Source organism: Parafrankia sp. EAN1pec (genome assembly GCF_000018005.1).
GTDB lineage: Bacteria > Actinomycetota > Actinomycetes > Frankiales > Frankiaceae > Parafrankia > Parafrankia soli.
Genome location: NC_009921.1, coordinates 4,834,174 through 4,849,380 on the forward strand (window position 1 = coordinate 4,834,174; position 15,207 = coordinate 4,849,380).

Genomic DNA, 15,207 nt, shown 5'->3' on the forward strand with positions numbered 1-15,207 from the left:
GAGCTCGACGTATGACGGAGCTCGACCCGGAGGAGCGGGCAGTCGTCGACACCGTCCGGGACTTCGTCGACCGCGAGGTCCGGCCGGTGGTGCGCGAGCTCGAGCACGCCAACGCCTACCCCGAGGCGCTCATCGGGCAGATGAAGCGGCTCGGGGTCTTCGGCCTGGCGATCCCCGAACCGTACGGCCAGGTGGACGTCTCGACCGTCTGCTACGCCCTGGTGACCGAGGAGCTGGCCCGCGGCTGGATGAGCCTGGCCGGTGCCATGGGCGGGCACACGGTGGTCGCCAAGCTGCTGCTGGCGTTCGGGACGGAGGAGCAGAAGCGGCGCTACCTGCCGCGGATGGCCACCGGCGAGCTGCGCGCCACGATGGCGCTGACCGAGCCCGGCGGCGGCTCCGACCTGCAGGCGATGCGGACGACCGCCCGGCCCGACGGCGCGGACTACCTGGTAAACGGCACCAAGACGTGGATCAGTAACGCGCGCCGCTCCGGCCTGGTGGCGCTGCTGTGCAAGACCGATCCCGCGGCCGAGCCTGCCCACCGGGGCATCAGCATCCTGCTGGTGGAGAAGGTCCCCGGGTTCGTGATCTCCCGGGACCTGCCCAAGCTGGGCTACAAGGGCGTCGAGAGCTGCGAGCTGTCGTTCACCGACTGCCGGGTGCCGCGGGACGCGCTGCTCGGCGGGGTCGAGGGCCGGGGCTTCGGGCAGATGATGCGCGGCCTGGAGATCGGCAGGATCCAGGTCGCGGCCCGGGCGACCGGGGTCGGCCGGGCCGCCTTCGACGACGCCCTGCGCTACGCCCAGGAGCGCGAGTCGTTCGGCCAGCCGATCTGGCGGCACCAGTCGGTCGGCAACCATCTCGCGGAGATGGCCACCAAGCTGACGGCGGCCCGCCAGCTGCTGCTGCACGCCGCCCGCCGCTACGACACGGGCGAGCGCGCCGATCTCGAGGCGGGGATGGCCAAGTTCTTCTGCTCGGAGGTCGCGATGGAGGTGGCGCTGGCCGCGATCCGGGTCCACGGCGGCTACGGGTACTCCACCGAGTTCGACGTCGAGCGCTACTTCCGGGACGCCCCGCTGATGATCGTGGGTGAGGGTACCAACGAGATCCAGCGCAACGTCATCGCCGCCCAGCTCGTCGCGCGGGGCGGCCTGCCGTGAGGGCCGCGGCCACGGCCCTCACAGCAGGCTGAGGATGATCGGCTGAGCGCAGCGGTCGCGCACCAGCCGCAGGTGGGGAGAAAATGGCCCGTCCCACGCCATGCACCGCGACCGCACAGGAGAGCACATGCCCAAGGGATACGTCATCCTGACCGAGGCCATCAAGGATCCCGAAGGTATGGCGGCCTACAGCCGCCTGTCAGGTCCTTCGGTCGCCGCGGCGGGTGCCAAGGTCCTCGCCGTGGACGAGGACGTCCAGCTGCTCGAGGGGGAGTGGCACGGGAACCGCACGGTCGTCCTCGAGTTCCCGTCGGCGGACGCGGCCCGTGCCTGGTACGAGTCCGACGACTACCAGCGCGCGAAGCCCGTGCGGCAGGCCGCGGCGGACTGCAACGCGGTGCTCCTCTCCGGGTTCGAGATGCCGGCCCGCCGAGCCTGACCGACATGCCGTGCGCCCGGGTGATGACAGCGGACGCGGTCGTCATCGGCGCGGGGGTGAACGGCCTCGTCGCGGCGAACCGGCTCGCCGACGCCGGCTGGGACGTCGTCGTGTGCGAGGCCGCCGACGAGCCGGGCGGGGCCTGCCGCTCCGCCGAGGTCACCGCGCCCGGGTTCGGTACCGACCTGTTCAGCGCCTTCTACCCGTTCGCCGCGCGGTCCCCGGCGCTGCGCGCGCTCGACCTCACCGACCACGGGCTGACCTGGCTGCACGCCCCGCGGGTGCTGGCCCACCCCACCCCGGACGGCCGCTGCGCGGTGCTGTCCACCGACCTCGACGGGACGGCCGCATCCCTCGCCGCCTACGCCCCGGCCGACGCGGCGGCCTGGCGGGCGCAGGTCGCACTGTGGGAACGGGTCCGCGACCCGCTGCTCGAGGCGCTGCTGGCCGCCCCGTTCCCGCCGGTCCGGGCGGGCGCACGGCTCGCCCGCGCGCTCGGGGCCGCCGACGCGCTGCGCTTCGCCCGGTTCGCGATGCTGCCCGTCCGCCGGTTCGCCGCGGAGGAATTCGCCGGCGCGGGCGCCGGACTGCTGGTCGCCGGCAGCGCGCTGCACACCGACCTGGCGCCGGAGTCGGCGGGATCGGCGCTGATCGGCTGGCTGCTGGCGATGCTCGGCCAGGATGTCGGCTTCCCGGTGCCGCGTGGCGGCGCGGGCCGGCTGACCGCCGCCCTCGTCGACCGGCTGCGCTCCCGCGGCGGGGTGGTGCGCACTCGAGCCGAGGTGGACGCGGTGATCGTCACCGCCGGCCGGGCCCGTGGCGTGCGGCTCACCGACGGGACGGCCGTGCGCGCCCGGCGCGCGGTGCTCGCCGACGTGGACGCGGTCTCCCTCTATCGGCGCCTGGTCGGCGACGAGCATCTCCCCGCCCGCCTGCTCACCGACCTGGCCCGCTTCCAGTGGGACAGCTCGACCTTCAAGGTCAACTGGGCGCTCGCCGGGCCGATCCCGTGGTCCGACCGCCGGATCGCGGACGCCGGCACCGTCCACCTCGGCGGCACCATGGACGATCTGACGATGATGTCCGCGCAGCTGGCGTGCGGGCTCGTGCCGGCGGACCCGTTCCTCGTCCTCGGCCAGATGACCACTGCCGACCCGGGCCGCTCGCCGGCCGGGACGCAGAGCGCGTGGGCGTACTTCCACCTCCCGCAGTCCCCCCGGGGCGACGCCGGTGGGGCCGGTGTCACCGGCCGCTGGGACGGCGACGACACCGCCCGCCTCCTCGAGCGGGTGGAACGCAAGCTGGAGGCGGCGGCCCCCGGCTTCGGGTCGCTGATTCTCAGCCGCGACACCCAGTCGCCGCGACGGCTGGAGGACCAGGACGCCGTGCTGCGCGGCGGCGCCCTCAACGGCGGGACGGCCGCCCTGCACCAGCAGCTGATCTTCCGCCCGGTGCCCGGCCTGGGCCGCCCGGAGACCCCGATCCCCGGGCTCTATCTGGCGTCGATGTCAGCACATCCCGGCGGCGGTGCGCACGGCGGGCCGGGCGCCATGGCGGCCACGGTGGCGCTGCGCGACGCCGGCCCGGCCGGCCCCGTCCGCCGCCGCGCGTCCGCCGCCGCGCACCGGCTGATCTACGCTGGGCCGGTGGCGTCGCCCGCGGCGCCAGGCCCGGATTCTCCAGGGCCGGCGAGTCCGGGCCCGGCGAACGAGTCCTTGAGCGCCTCCGACACCTCGCGTGCGACCCGTCCAAAAGCGGCGTCGTAACGCAGCGACGACTCGCGCGGGTAGCCGAACGGGATCTCGATCTCGGCGAGCAGCCGCCCCGAGCGGGCGGACAGCACGGCTACCCTGCTGGCCAGCAGCGCGGCCTCGACCACCGAATGGGTCACGAACAGCCCGGCGAACCCCTCCCGCAGGTGCAGGCGCAGCAGCTCGTCACCGAGCCGCTCGCGGGTGATCTCGTCCAGCGCGCCGAACGGCTCGTCGAACAGGAACAACGACGGGCGGGCCGTCAGCGCGCGGGCGAGCGACACCCGCATCCGCATCCCGCCCGACAGCGCCCGCGGCCGGTACCGCTCGTAGCCGCGCAGGCCGGTCATGGTGATCGCGTCCGCCACCAGGCGGTCGCGCCGCGCCCGGGGGACGCCGTCGAGCTCGGCGAACAGCCCGATGTTGCCCTCGACCGTCCGCCAGGGCAGCAGTGTCGGGTCCTGGAAGATGTAGCCGGGTGAACCCGGCCCGGCGAGCACCGAGCCGCTCGTCGGCGCCGCGAGCCCGGCGGCGATGCGCAGCAGCGTCGACTTGCCCGAGCCCGACGCCCCGATCAGCGCCACGATCTCGCCGGCCCCGACGCGCAGCGAGATGTCCTCCAGCGCCCGCGTCCCGTCCGGGAACGTCATGCCGACGCCGTCGAACGCCAGCGCCGTCCCCGGTGGGGCGAGACCCACGGCCGGGGCTGCCGCGGGTCGGGTCCTCGACCTCATGAGCACATCATCCACGCTCGCGGTACCTGGCTGCATGCTGACCGTCAAGGCATGGAAAAATTCGAAGATACTGAGATGCCGGATACCCGCGGTGAGCCCACCACCGTGACGGCGAGGAGGACACCGTGCCCAACGGCGGGCCGATCGCGCAGCGCATCATGCTGGGAGCGCGGCTCCGGAGCCTGCGCGAGGCCACCGGCATCAGCCGGGAGGACGCCGGCTACGAGATCCGGGCCTCCGACTCGAAGATCAGCCGCATGGAGCTGGGCCGGGTCGGTTGCAAGGTGCGCGACGTCGCCGACCTGCTCACGCTCTACGGCGTCGTCGCCGAGGCCGACCGGGCGCCGATCCTCGACCTGGCCAGGGAGGCCAACCGGCCCGGCTGGTGGCGGCGCTACGCCGAGGTCGTGCCCGGCTGGTCCGAGGCCCACCTCGGGCTGGAGAGCGCCGCGACCCTGATCCGCAGCTACCATCTGCACCTCGTCCCCGACCTGCTCCAGACCGAGGACTACGCGCGCGCGGCCGTCGCGCAGACCAGCAACCCGGGCACGATGAGCACCGGGGCCGTCGCGCGCACCGTCGAGATGCGGATCACCCGGCAGCGGCTGCTCACCCGGCCCGACCCGCCGAAGCTGTGGGCGGTGATCGACGAGGCCGCGCTGCGGCCGCGGATCGGCTCGGCCGAGGTGCTGCGGGCACAGCTCGCACACCTGCGGGAGCTGGCCGCCACGCCGAACATCGTGATCCAGATCCTGCCGGCCGAGTACGGGGGCCACGTCGCCACCGGTGCCTTCACCATCCTGCGCTTCGCCGAGCCCGAGCTGCCCGACGTCGTCCACCTCGAGCACCTGACCGGCGCGATCGACCTTGACCGGCCGGAGGACGTCGACCGGTACGAGGAGCTGATGAACCGCCTCAGCGTCGACAGCACGACCCCGGACGGCCTCACGGCGCGCCTCGACCGCCTGGCCGCGGCGATCGAGCGCTGAGCCGCCCCGGGCCTATCGCCATGGCGACACTCGGTGGTCGGGAGGCGACCGAGAGCCCGAACGCTTCGTAGGGTTGGGCCGTCTACCAGGCCCGGCGCCGTGTCCGGCCCAGATCCTGGCCGCGCACGCGCCCGGGCCGCCGCCTGCTGCACATCCGCCGCCCTGGAGGCTGTCTTGCGACGTCCCCTGTCCCGTACCGTCCTCACCGCCGCGGTGACCGCGGCCTGCCTGGCCCTGGCGGCCGGGTGCGGCTCCGACGACGGCCCCGCCGCCGCGTCCGCGCCGGAGGTGTCCGGCGATGCCACGTCTGCGCCCGCCACCGGCGCCGCCGGCAGCCTCGACGTCGTGCTGCACGACGCCACCGGAGCCGAGGTCGGCACCGTCACCCTCACTCCCGTCGACGGGGCGGTGCGGGTCGAGGGCAGCCTGCACGGCCTGCCCGCCGGCGGCTACCACGGGTTCCACATCCACCAGAAGCCGGTGTGCGACCCGAAGGCCGCCGACGGCCCGTTCAGCACCGCCGGCGCTCACTTCAACCCTGAGGCGACCGTGCACGGCGACCACGCCGGCGACCTGCCGCCGCTGCTGGTCGACAAGGACGGCACGGCGCAACTGCGGGCGCAGACGGACCGCTTCGAGCTCGCTGACCTGCGCAGCCAGGGCGCCGCGGTAATCGTGCACGCCCAGCCCGACAACCTCGCCCACATCCCCGACCGCTACACCGCGCAGGGCGCCCCGACGCCGGGCCCGGACGAGCGGACCAACGCGACCGGCGACGCCGGCGACCGGATCGCCTGCGGAGTGATCGAGAAGTCCTGACCGCGCCGTGCGGGCCGCGCCGTGGTGCGGCGCGGCCCGCGGCGGCCACGGACGGTCCTTCGTCCCCCGCTCCTGCGGACCAAGGCAGGGTGCAGTCGCCCCGTCTCGGGTGACACCGTGAGGTACAACACCGAGGGTGGGGAGGATCTCATGAGGGGCCGTCCGATTGTGTCCAACGCCGTGACCATGGACGTCAACGCCACCTACCTGACCGGCGACGAGGCGGGTAAGCGGGTTCCGGTGCTTGTCACCGTCCGCTTCGACCCGCTCGACCCGGTCGCGATCACCCTGCGCACGCGGGTTCCGGACCAGCGGGTCCTCGCGTGGACCTTCGCACGGGAGCTCCTCGCCGGGGGCGACGAGCGGCCCGTGGGGGAGGGCACCATCCGGATCGCGCCGGTGCTGCGCGAGCGCCGGCGCCTGCTGACCGTCGATCTTCCGAGCCCCGGCGGGCCGGTCACCGTCGAACTGCCGGCGTCCCGGGTCGCCGACTTCGTCCGGCGGACCTACGAGCGGGTGCCCGCCTCCGCGGAGAGCGCCGTCATCGACCTCGACCTGGACCTCGACCTGGGTCTCGCGGCCCTCGACCGCGGTTGACGGGCCGGCTGCCGGTGGCTTCGGCGGCGGGCCCCCGGCCCGCCGCCCAGGAGCTAACCGAAGGTCAGGATCTCGCCGATCGGGCGCCGCGGGGTCAGCGCGGAGGCCACCGCGTCCCGGCGGGGATAGCCGACCCGAAGGATCATCTGCACGTGCCCGGCGATGCTCAGCATCCGCTCGATCACCGAACGGTACCCGTCGCTGTCGATGGGCTGGCCCATCGGCGACGCGGCCGCGCCGGCCGCGGTCACGGTGAGCAGAACCCGCGCCAGCGCCTGCCCGGCGCGCAGCCTGTCCTCCGCCTGGTCGGCGTCCGTGCCGACCACGACGACAGCGGGGCGCTCCACCGACGGCAGCTCCTCCGGGCGCTGTTCGACGGTCGGGGCGAGACCCGCGTCCGCGTCGGCGCCGCCGTCGGCCTCCTCGGAACGCGGCGCCGCGATGCCCGGCGCGCCGCGGGTGTCGAAGTCGCGCAGCGGGAAGTCGCTGGCCCGCTCGGGGTGATGGGTCGAGGCCACGCCGGTCGGCACCCCGTCGGCGGTCGGGCCCTGCCCACGCCGCCACGACGCCAGCTCGGCCCGGTAGGCGGGGTCGGCCTGCTCCGCCCAGTCCGCCCGGGCCGCGACCACCGCCGCGTCCAGCCGCTGGTCGGAGTGCGACAGCGGCATCAGCCAGGCGCCCTCGGACTCGGCGGCGCGGCGCATCCGGTCGACCAGGTCGCCGGCGAGCGGGCGTGCCTCGAACGGCCGACGGTCGGTGTGCCGGGCCCCGGCGGCCGAGAACAGCAGCCGGTCGGAATCCGTCGGCGCCGCCCGCCCGCCGATCCCCATCGACGCGAGGACCAGGCCACCGGACAGCACCGGCTCCAGCCCGCCGGAACCGGTCGCCTCCGGCAGCAGCTCCACCACCGGCTCGAAGCCGAGCACCCGGAACGCCAGCCGGGCGTGCAGCAGCGCCGCGCCGCAGCTCACCAGGAGCTGCCGCCCGTCCGGGTCGAGGACGGCGAGGCGCCGCTCGACGTCCGGCCGCAGCGTCAGCCGGCCGTCGGCGAGACGCCACCGCCACGGCTGGGTGTTGTGAATGGACGGTGCGAGCGAAGCCGTCGTCACGACCTCGACTGCCACCTCGCGACCGACTCCCGCCGTCACCGACTCCATGATCGCGAACTCCCCTCGCCGTGCGGTGGCGTGTTGCGGGCGCACCGTGCCCGGCACGGCCCGTGTCCACGGTAGTCGGCGGCGGGCCAACCGCAGGGTGCCCGACGGGACCATCGTGCCGGCGTGCGGGGGGCCGTGGACGCCAGATCCGTCACGTCCGCGCCCGCCACCGGGGACCGCTGCCGGGGCCCGCCCGCGGCGCCGGGCGCGGGCCCGCCAGCACCCCTCGACACCCGTCAAGCCCGGTCGGCTCGCCGCCCGCCCGCCGCCGGGCGCCGCGGCGAGGTGGCCGGCGCGCCGCGGGGCTCCCGCTCAGAGCCGGACGTCCCGGCGGCGGCGGCCGATGCGACATGGGCGAACGGCCTACGGCGCCCGTATGGTCGCTGCCATGGAGAAGATCCGGGTGTTCGTTCTCGATGACCACGAGATCGTGCGTAATGGTCTGCGTCAGACGCTCGCCCGGCATGACGATATCGAGGTCGTCGGAGAGGCCGGGCTGGCCGCGGAGGCGTTGCGGCGGATTCCCGCGTTGCATCCGCATGTGGCGGTGCTGGACGGGCGGCTGCCTGATGGCAGTGGCATCGACGTGTGCCGGGAGGTGCGGTCGGCGTTGCCGGATGTGGCGTGCCTGATTCTGACCTCCTATGACGACGACGAGGCGCTGTTCTCGGCGATCATGGCGGGTGCGGCGGGGTACGTGCTGAAGGAGATCCGGGGCAACGACCTGGTGGGGGCGATCCGGACGGTGGCGTCGGGGCAGTCGCTGCTGGCGCCGTCGGTGACGCGGCGGGTGCTGGAGCGGCTGCGGGACGGGCCGAGCGAGGACCCGGCGATGGCGACGCTGAACCAGCGGGAGCGCGAGATCCTGCAGCTGATCGCGGACGGGTTGACGAACCGGCAGATCGGCACGCGGCTGGGCCTGTCGGAGAAGACGGTGAAGAACTACGTGTCGAGCATTCTGGAGAAGCTCGGCCTGGCGAGCCGTACGCAGGCCGCCGTCTACCTGATGAAGCAGAGTGGGGAGTAGGCGACTGTGGGAGTACGTCGCCGTCTGCGCGTTCCTCGGCTGCCTGGTTGCCGCGCGGGCGATCGTCCGCCGGTGCCGGTCGGCAGGTCCGCCCCGGCCCGGTGCGCACCCCGGTTCGAAGCCTCGGACCTGCATGGACGGCGATACCACCGGTAGGTCCACCCCCCGGCCCGGACGGCCCGGAGCGCGCTGGACCGATCCGAACGGCCCCTGAGAACAGGGCAGCAGGTCGGGTGAGAACGGGACCCTGAAGTCAGCTGACGGCGCGGGACGAATGGAGGATCGTAACGGGAACAGGGAAACGGACCAAGGAGGATGATCTCCATGTCTGGACTCGTCGATCGACACCGGCATCGTACGGCCCGCCGGTCCCCCGGCCTTTCCCCGACAGCGCCGGCGTGCGAGCTCTTCGGCTCGTAGGTCGAGGCGGTGGGATCGCGGCCCGCGGATTTCCGCGGGCCGCTGAACCGGAGCCGGATCGGCCGGTGTTTGAACACCGCTGTGTGGCCCGGTCGCGCCATTTTATTCGCCCGGATTGAATTCCGGGTGATTCTCCGCCGCGGTCTCTTCCTTCGTTCACTGCCCGGCTTTCCGTTCAATGGTGTGGCCGGGCTCTGTGCGTGGGGCGCCCCGCGGATGGCGATCCGTCGTCCACGATCCTCGATCATCGGCTTGATCCGCGGCGTCGATCAGCGGTGCCGTCGATTCGGTCGCGCGGCGGCGGGTGAAACCGAACAGGAATCGTCCAGAACACGGTCTGGAGACGTAGATGTTCGTGCAGAAGGACGCCTTTCCAGGGCAGGACACCGAGGTCCGCCCCGCGCCGTCGGAAATCCCGGGCCCTGCGCCCGTCCGGGAGCAGGCGGCCCGGGAAATCCGTCTCGACAGCCGCGAGACCGTGCAGACTCCCACCGCCGTGGTCTTTCTCACCGAGGACCGCGCGTACAAGCTGCGCCGGGCGGTCAACCACGGTTTCGTGGACTACCGCTCCCGCCGGGCCCGGCTGATCGCCTGCGAGGACGAGGTACGGCTCAACCGGCGCCTCGCCCCGGACGTGTACCTCGGCGTGGCCGACATCCGGGACGAGACCGGGGCACTGCGCGACCACATGGTCGTCATGCGACGGCTGCCGGCCGACCGCCGGCTCTCCGCGCTGATGACAGCCGACGTCTCCGGCGAGCTGCGTGAGCTCGCCCAGCGGATCGCGGCGTTCCACGAAGGGTGCGAGACCACGCCCGAGATCACCCGCACCGGTGGTCTGTGCGCGTTGGAGGCACTCTGGCTGGAGGCGATGGACGGCCTCGCGCCGTTCCGCGGCCGGATCCTCGACGCCGCCACCGTCGACGAGATCGGCCGGCTCGCGCTGCGCTACCTGACCGGCCGGGGCCCACTACTCGCGGAGCGCCAGGCCGCCGGCCGGATCCGCGACGGCCACGGCGACCTGCTCGCCGACGACATCTACTGCCTGAACGACGGCCCGCGGGTCCTCAACTGCGTCAACGTCGACCCCGCGCTGCGGGCCGGTGACGTCCTCGGCGACGCAGCCTCCCTCGCGATGGACCTCGAACGGCTCGGCAACGCCACCGCGGCCCGGACGTTCCTCGACGCCTACCGTGAGTTCTCGGGCGAGACCCATCCAACGTCGCTGGAGGACCTCTACATCGCCTACCGGGCGGTCGTCCGCGCCAAGACCGCCTGCGTCCGCGACCACCAGGGTGACCCGGCCGCCGCCGACGAAGCCCGCCGGCTCACCGACCTCGCGCTACGCCACCTACGGCGCGGCCGTCCCCGGCTCATCCTGGTCGGCGGCCTGCCCGGCACCGGTAAGTCGACACTGGCCAGCCATCTCGTCTCCGGCGAGGATGACTGGGTGCTGCTGAGCTCGGCCGCCGTCCGCGGCGAGCCCGTCGGAGCGGGCGCGACCGCCCCCGAGTCCGCCTCCACTTCCGCCTCCGATTCGGCCGGGACGGAGCCCGCGGCGGGGTGCTACGGCGCGGACGCGACCGAGCACAGCTACGTGGAGGTGCTCACGCGGGCCCGCCACGCGCTCGAAAGAGGGAGGAGCGTCGTGATCGATGCCTCCTGGTCCTCGAGGCGGATGCGCGCACGGGCCGCCGAGCTGGCGGCGGAGTGCGACGCCGACCTGATGCAGCTGCGGTGCGTGGTCCCGCCCCGGGTCGCGGTCGCCCGCATAGCCGACCGCGCGACCGTCCCCATCGCACTCGGCTCCACCACGGACCGGTCCGGTCCGGACCACTCGACCGCGACCCGTTCCGCTCCGGCGGGCGTCGTTCCGATCGGTGCCCTTCCGATCGGCGCCGTCGCGGATGGTGCCACCACCGGGCACCGCGCCGACCTGGTCAACGCCCTGACTCCCAACGAGTGGATCTACCTGGACGTGGCCACCCGCACCGATCCGTGGCCCGACGCACGCGACATCGACACCTCCGCCCCAGCCGAACACGCAGTCACCGCCGCGTACCTTCTGATCAACTAGCCCACCCCATCCGCCTCACCAGCCCCCTCTCGGCCGGGCGAGGTGCTGTGTGGCGGGTGAGTGGGTCCATAGTCAAGCCCTTCTGGCCCGCTATGTGTGACCTGCGTATACCCTTCACTCGCATGATCGAATTCGGGTCGGGAGGGTTTTGGCGGCACCTGACCCGAATTCGATCTTCACGGACCCCTGCCTGAGCTGATCTCCTCCGTCCGGCGGAGGCGATCAGTGGCGCCGCGCGTACAGCTCCCCGCGTCCGCCCGAGGCTCCCCCTCCTCTCCCGCTCGGCGGGCGGCCATGCCATGGCTGCGGCCAGAGTGTTGAGCGGAGCAGCTCGCCACGCAGCATTCGCTGCCGGCCAGGCTGGGGTGGTGGCACATGTCGCCGCACACGAGCTTGGTGCTGCGGCCTACGCAATCAAGGCCGCGCGTGCGGCGGCCCCCACAGGCGAGACCGAGAGCGCCGGACGGCTCGAGTGCCGTCGGCAGCGCGAACAGCTCCCGGACGCGATTCGCGAACTGGTGCTGGACGATCAGCGGTTGCGCAACGAGATCTGCTGGTCGGTGTTCGCCTTTGGTTGACCGTTACGGCGCCTCGGGTGCGCGTGGCGTTAGGCGTGCCCACTGCCGCGGTGGTGCTGGCTGATGAGCTTCCAGGCGTCGCGGTTGCTGTCCCAGTACAGGGCCTCGGGGACCTTGGTGGCGGGTAGCCACTGGTGGTCCTGGTGCTCGTCCGGACTGATGGTCACTGCGGTGGATGGTGTCGATGCGGCGTAGAGGGTCTTGTCGATGGTCAGCGTCGGGGTGATGGCGACCGTGATGCCCGTGGCGATCTCGGTGAGGCGGGTCTCGTCGAGGTCTAGACCGGTTTCTTCGCGGATCTCTCGGAGAGCGGCTTGCAGGGGGGTCTCCCCGGCTTCGATGCCGCCGGTGATCGGCTGCCAGAACGCCTCGTGCTTGCCTGGCTGGGCAGGTACCTGTAGGAGGAGAACGTCACCGTCCGGGCCAGTGATCCAACACTCGATGCTGTATCTGATCGCCACGGAGCGATGCTTTTACAACGTGGGGCTTGTGCCACACTGACACTCCGATGCGCCGGCCGGGGTCCTGTTCCGGGCCACCCCTGAGCTCGGGGTTCCGAGAGTAAAGTCGGCCGACTGTACTCGAGTACAGCGGAAGCCCCGCCTACGACCGATGATCTATCTACTGGTTGTAGTTGATCAGAAGATCCCAGACCTGCTCAAGCGCCTGGCTGGTCGTATCAGGTCGGTCGGCTTCGAGGCGATCTGCGATGACCCGAGCACGGTGTGCGCGTTGTGGCGCGACCGTTTCCATCGCCCGGAGGAGAGACCCGTTCGTGTTCAGGGCGGGGAGGACCGCGGCCCACTCGCCCAGCGGGCCGGCAAGAGGGCCGATGACCGCCGGCCAGCGACGGCGGACCTCCTCGTTGAGATCCGGCAGGTGCTCAATGCCGAGCCAGGTCGGATCAAAGGCTCCGAAGCGGACCTGGCCTATGCGCGCCACCACCACAGCGCCGAGACACATCGGGCATGGGTGCAACGTCGTGTAGAGAACAGCGTCGTGTGCACGATCCTTACCCGGGGGGAGCGCGGCAAGGGCCTCCATCTCTGCGTGGGCAAGCAGGCGAGGAGATGCGGAGGCGAAGCGTTGGTTTCGGCCGTAGCCGATGATGCGCCCCCCGCTGTCGGTCAGTATCGCGCCGACTCCGACCCCACCGGCGAGATACGACTCCCATGCCATCTCCAGTGCTTTGTGCCAGGGTGTATCGAGGGCCGCCCAGGCTTCGTGTGGATCTTTGTACCGGCGTGGTTCCACTGTCATGGCCTCCTCGGGGAGAATCGTTGATGGTGATGCCAGATGCTCGACGCTCGCGGGGTACTCGGTCAGGCGGCCGGCCCGACGCACGACCCTACCGGCGTCGTCTTGAATCAAGATAGTCAACGGTGTTGACGGCTCGGCCTGGCATTCTTGATCTTGAGAAGCGGTGACATCGAGGAAGCACGGAGCCGCCACAAAACGTCTGGGCGGGCCGGTCGGCGTGGGGTACGGTTGTTGCGTCATGAGGCACTGACACCATCCGCGCCCGCGCCTGAGGCCCCCTGCATCCGATGCCCCTGCATCTGAGGCACTGCATCTGAGGCACTGCCCGGCGGGCGGAGGAAACCAGCCGCTCTGGTGGTGTCCATGCCCGCAACAGCTCTGTCCGCCCATGACCTTGTCCGCGTGCTCGGTGGGCGCAGGGTTCTCGACGGCGTCTCCCTCACGGCCGTTCCCGGTCAGCGGATCGGACTGATCGGGGAGAACGGCGCCGGCAAGTCCACGCTGCTGCGCCTGTTGGCCGGGATGGACGAGCCGGACGGCGGCTCCGTCGTCCGGCCCGCGGAGCTGGGGTTCCTCCACCAGGAGATGCCCTTCGACCCCGCCGCGACCATCCGTCACGTGCTCGACGACGCCCTGCGCGAAGCCCGCGCGGATCTCGCCGAGCTCGACCGGCTGACCAGCGCGCTCGCCGCCGGCGACTCCGCCCCTGGTGGCCCGGCCGACGGCGAGTCGACCGACAGCGGCACGGCCCAGGCCGACCTGCTCGCCGCGTACTCCGCGTGTCTCGAACGGGTCGAGGAGCATGCGGCCTGGGATGCGGACCGGCATGCCGAGATGGTCCTTGCCGGCCTCGGTCTCGCACGGGTTCCGGCCGACCGCGCGCTCGGCTCGCTCTCGGGCGGGCAGCGCGGCCGGCTCGCGCTCGGTGCGCTGCTGGTTCGCCGCCCCGCCGCGGTGCTGCTGGACGAGCCCACAAACCATCTTGACGATGACGCTGCGGTGTTCCTGGAGGAGCAGCTGCGGGCTCTGCCCGGAGTCGTGATCGCGGCGAGCCATGACCGGACTTTCCTGGACGCGGTGTGCACCGACCTGATCGATCTCGATCCCGCGCTGGGCGGCCCGACCCGCTACGGGGGTGCCTACACCGAGTACCAGCAGGCGCGGCGCCTGGAGCGGGAACGCTGGGAGCGCCGGTTCGCCGAGGAGCAGGAGGAGCTGGCGGCGCTGCGGCACGCGGTCGCGGTGACGGCCCGCCAGGTCGCGCACAACCGCCCGCGTCGCGACAACGAGAAGATGAACTACGGCCGCACCGCCGGCCGGGTGCAGGACCAGGTGTCGCGGCGCGTGCGCAACGCCGCCCGCCGGCTCGGTGACCTGGAGCGGGAGCAGGTCCGGCGGCCACCGCGGCCGCTGCGGTTCCGGGTCGGCGCGCTCGTCGCCGAGCCGTCCGCCTCTCCGTCCGCTGCCCTGTCGTCGGCGGGCGTCCCGGCCCAGGCGGGTCCGGGGCAGGGGACCATCGTCTCGTTGCGGGGGGTGCGTGTTCCCGGCCGCCTCGTCCTCGACCGTCTCGACGTGACGGTGACGGACCGCCTGCTGCTCACCGGTCCCAACGGCGCGGGCAAGTCGACGCTGCTGGCGGTCCTGGCAGGCCGCCTCGAGCAGGCCGGCCCCGCGCTCACTCCGTCCGAGCCGACACTCGATGGCGTTCCCGGCGTTCCCGGCGTTCCCGGCGTTCCCGGCGTTCCCGGCGTTCCCGGCGTGACGGGGGAGGTGCTGCGGCGGCGTGGGCTGCGGGTCGGCCTGCTGGCGCAGGACACGGTCTTCGCCCGGCCGGACCGCACCGCGCGGGACGTCTACACGCTCGCGCTGGGACCCGAGCGGGCCGCGGCGGTGCCGCTGGCCTCGCTCGGCCTGCTGGCCCCACGCGACCTCGGTACGCGGGTGGGGGAGCTGTCGGTCGGGCAGCGGCGCAGGCTCGCGCTGGCGCTGCTGGTGGCGGAGCCACCCGAGCTGCTGCTGCTCGACGAGCCCACCAACCATCTCTCGCCGGCGCTCGCCGACGAGCTGGAGGAGGCGCTGGGCGGCGGCCCGGGCGCCATCGTGGTCGCCAGTCACGACCGCTGGCTGCGCTCCCGGTGGCCCGGCCGCGAGCTGAGGCTGACCCCGGCCGGGTGACGGTGGCGGCAGGCAGCG

Annotated in this window: 12 protein-coding genes and 2 pseudogenes; 10 read left to right on the forward strand and 4 right to left on the reverse strand. The window is 72.8% G+C overall.

All coding sequences use genetic code 11. The features are described 5' to 3' along the window. Window positions 1-11: 11 nt before the first annotated feature. The 3 genes from FRANEAN1_RS19670 to FRANEAN1_RS19680 all read left to right on the forward strand — a co-directional run bounded on the left by FRANEAN1_RS19670 (window position 12) and on the right by FRANEAN1_RS19680 (window position 3,371). Window positions 12-1,166 (forward strand): acyl-CoA dehydrogenase family protein, encoded by a 1,155-nt coding sequence (locus tag FRANEAN1_RS19670; RefSeq protein ID WP_020461576.1) that lies wholly within the window; start codon window positions 12-14, stop codon window positions 1,164-1,166. Between the two features lie 127 nt (window positions 1,167-1,293). Continuing rightward, the gene (locus tag FRANEAN1_RS19675; protein WP_041254405.1) at window positions 1,294-1,605 is read left to right on the forward strand and encodes a DUF1330 domain-containing protein; all 312 of its coding nucleotides are present in this window, start codon (window positions 1,294-1,296) and stop codon (window positions 1,603-1,605) included. Window positions 1,606-1,628: 23 nt separating this feature from the next. Next, entirely contained in the window at window positions 1,629-3,371 is a 1,743-nt protein-coding gene (locus FRANEAN1_RS19680) for an NAD(P)/FAD-dependent oxidoreductase (RefSeq protein ID WP_020461578.1), read from the forward strand. Here FRANEAN1_RS19680 and FRANEAN1_RS39215 read toward each other — a convergent pair. Beyond that, window positions 3,308-4,090 (reverse strand): annotated as a pseudogene (locus tag FRANEAN1_RS39215) (ABC transporter ATP-binding protein); the annotation flags it as partial. The gene FRANEAN1_RS19680 and the pseudogene FRANEAN1_RS39215 overlap by 64 nt on opposite strands. A 125-nt stretch (window positions 4,091-4,215) precedes the next feature. Between FRANEAN1_RS39215 and FRANEAN1_RS19690 the strand changes: the two are divergent. The 3 genes from FRANEAN1_RS19690 to FRANEAN1_RS19700 all read left to right on the forward strand — a co-directional run bounded on the left by FRANEAN1_RS19690 (window position 4,216) and on the right by FRANEAN1_RS19700 (window position 6,495). After that, on the forward strand, window positions 4,216-5,079 hold the full coding sequence (locus FRANEAN1_RS19690) for a helix-turn-helix transcriptional regulator (RefSeq protein ID WP_020461580.1): 864 nt from the start codon (window positions 4,216-4,218) through the stop codon (window positions 5,077-5,079). 174 nt (window positions 5,080-5,253) lie between these two features. Further along, complete coding sequence (locus FRANEAN1_RS19695; RefSeq protein WP_020461581.1) at window positions 5,254-5,898, forward strand: superoxide dismutase family protein; 645 nt, start codon at window positions 5,254-5,256, stop codon at window positions 5,896-5,898. 150 nt (window positions 5,899-6,048) lie between these two features. Further along, window positions 6,049-6,495: an SsgA family sporulation/cell division regulator gene (locus FRANEAN1_RS19700; RefSeq protein WP_020461582.1), complete on the forward strand. Its 447-nt coding sequence runs from the start codon at window positions 6,049-6,051 to the stop codon at window positions 6,493-6,495. Between the two features lie 53 nt (window positions 6,496-6,548). On the opposite strand, the gene FRANEAN1_RS19705 is transcribed toward FRANEAN1_RS19700, so the two are convergent. Then, window positions 6,549-7,652, reverse strand: coding sequence for a nitroreductase family protein (locus FRANEAN1_RS19705; RefSeq protein WP_020461583.1), 1,104 nt, complete (start codon window positions 7,650-7,652; stop codon window positions 6,549-6,551). A gap of 388 nt (window positions 7,653-8,040) precedes the next feature. On the opposite strand from FRANEAN1_RS19705, the gene FRANEAN1_RS19710 reads away from it, so the two are divergent. The 3 genes and pseudogenes from FRANEAN1_RS19710 to FRANEAN1_RS19720 form a co-directional block, all read left to right on the forward strand. Then, the gene (locus tag FRANEAN1_RS19710; protein ID WP_041256180.1) at window positions 8,041-8,679 is read left to right on the forward strand and encodes a response regulator transcription factor; all 639 of its coding nucleotides are present in this window, start codon (window positions 8,041-8,043) and stop codon (window positions 8,677-8,679) included. A gap of 769 nt (window positions 8,680-9,448) precedes the next feature. Then, the gene (locus FRANEAN1_RS19715; RefSeq protein WP_020461585.1) at window positions 9,449-11,176 is read left to right on the forward strand and encodes an AAA family ATPase; all 1,728 of its coding nucleotides are present in this window, start codon (window positions 9,449-9,451) and stop codon (window positions 11,174-11,176) included. A 269-nt stretch (window positions 11,177-11,445) separates the two neighbouring features. Further along, window positions 11,446-11,754: pseudogene (locus FRANEAN1_RS19720) on the forward strand (putative immunity protein); the annotation flags it as partial. 29 nt (window positions 11,755-11,783) lie between these two features. Here FRANEAN1_RS19720 and FRANEAN1_RS19725 read toward each other — a convergent pair. Beyond that, entirely contained in the window at window positions 11,784-12,215 is a 432-nt protein-coding gene (locus FRANEAN1_RS19725) for an NUDIX pyrophosphatase (RefSeq protein WP_020461587.1), read from the reverse strand. 160 nt (window positions 12,216-12,375) lie between these two features. Continuing rightward, on the reverse strand, window positions 12,376-13,254 hold the full coding sequence (locus FRANEAN1_RS42395) for a nucleoside deaminase (protein ID WP_198145337.1): 879 nt from the start codon (window positions 13,252-13,254) through the stop codon (window positions 12,376-12,378). Between the two features lie 123 nt (window positions 13,255-13,377). Here FRANEAN1_RS42395 and FRANEAN1_RS19735 point away from each other — a divergent pair, with 123 nt between their 5' ends. Continuing rightward, window positions 13,378-15,189: an ABC-F family ATP-binding cassette domain-containing protein gene (locus tag FRANEAN1_RS19735; RefSeq protein ID WP_020461589.1), complete on the forward strand. Its 1,812-nt coding sequence runs from the start codon at window positions 13,378-13,380 to the stop codon at window positions 15,187-15,189. The last annotated feature ends 18 nt before the right edge of the window (window positions 15,190-15,207 follow it).

What these genes read in the sequence shown, in the direction of transcription:
- FRANEAN1_RS19670 (WP_020461576.1), top strand. Translation starts at nt 12, where the DNA reads ATGACGGAGCTCGACCCGGAGGAGCGGGCAGTCGTCGACACCGTCCGG.
- FRANEAN1_RS19675 (WP_041254405.1), top strand. Translation starts at nt 1,294, where the DNA reads ATGCCCAAGGGATACGTCATCCTGACCGAGGCCATCAAGGATCCCGAA.
- FRANEAN1_RS19680 (WP_020461578.1), top strand. Translation starts at nt 1,629, where the DNA reads ATGACAGCGGACGCGGTCGTCATCGGCGCGGGGGTGAACGGCCTCGTC.
- FRANEAN1_RS19700 (WP_020461582.1), top strand. Translation starts at nt 6,049, where the DNA reads ATGAGGGGCCGTCCGATTGTGTCCAACGCCGTGACCATGGACGTCAAC.
- FRANEAN1_RS19705 (WP_020461583.1), bottom strand. Translation starts at nt 7,652, where the DNA reads ATGGAGTCGGTGACGGCGGGAGTCGGTCGCGAGGTGGCAGTCGAGGTC.
- FRANEAN1_RS19710 (WP_041256180.1), top strand. Translation starts at nt 8,041, where the DNA reads ATGGAGAAGATCCGGGTGTTCGTTCTCGATGACCACGAGATCGTGCGT.
- FRANEAN1_RS19715 (WP_020461585.1), top strand. Translation starts at nt 9,449, where the DNA reads ATGTTCGTGCAGAAGGACGCCTTTCCAGGGCAGGACACCGAGGTCCGC.
- FRANEAN1_RS42395 (WP_198145337.1), bottom strand. Translation starts at nt 13,254, where the DNA reads ATGACGCAACAACCGTACCCCACGCCGACCGGCCCGCCCAGACGTTTT.
- FRANEAN1_RS19735 (WP_020461589.1), top strand. Translation starts at nt 13,378, where the DNA reads ATGCCCGCAACAGCTCTGTCCGCCCATGACCTTGTCCGCGTGCTCGGT.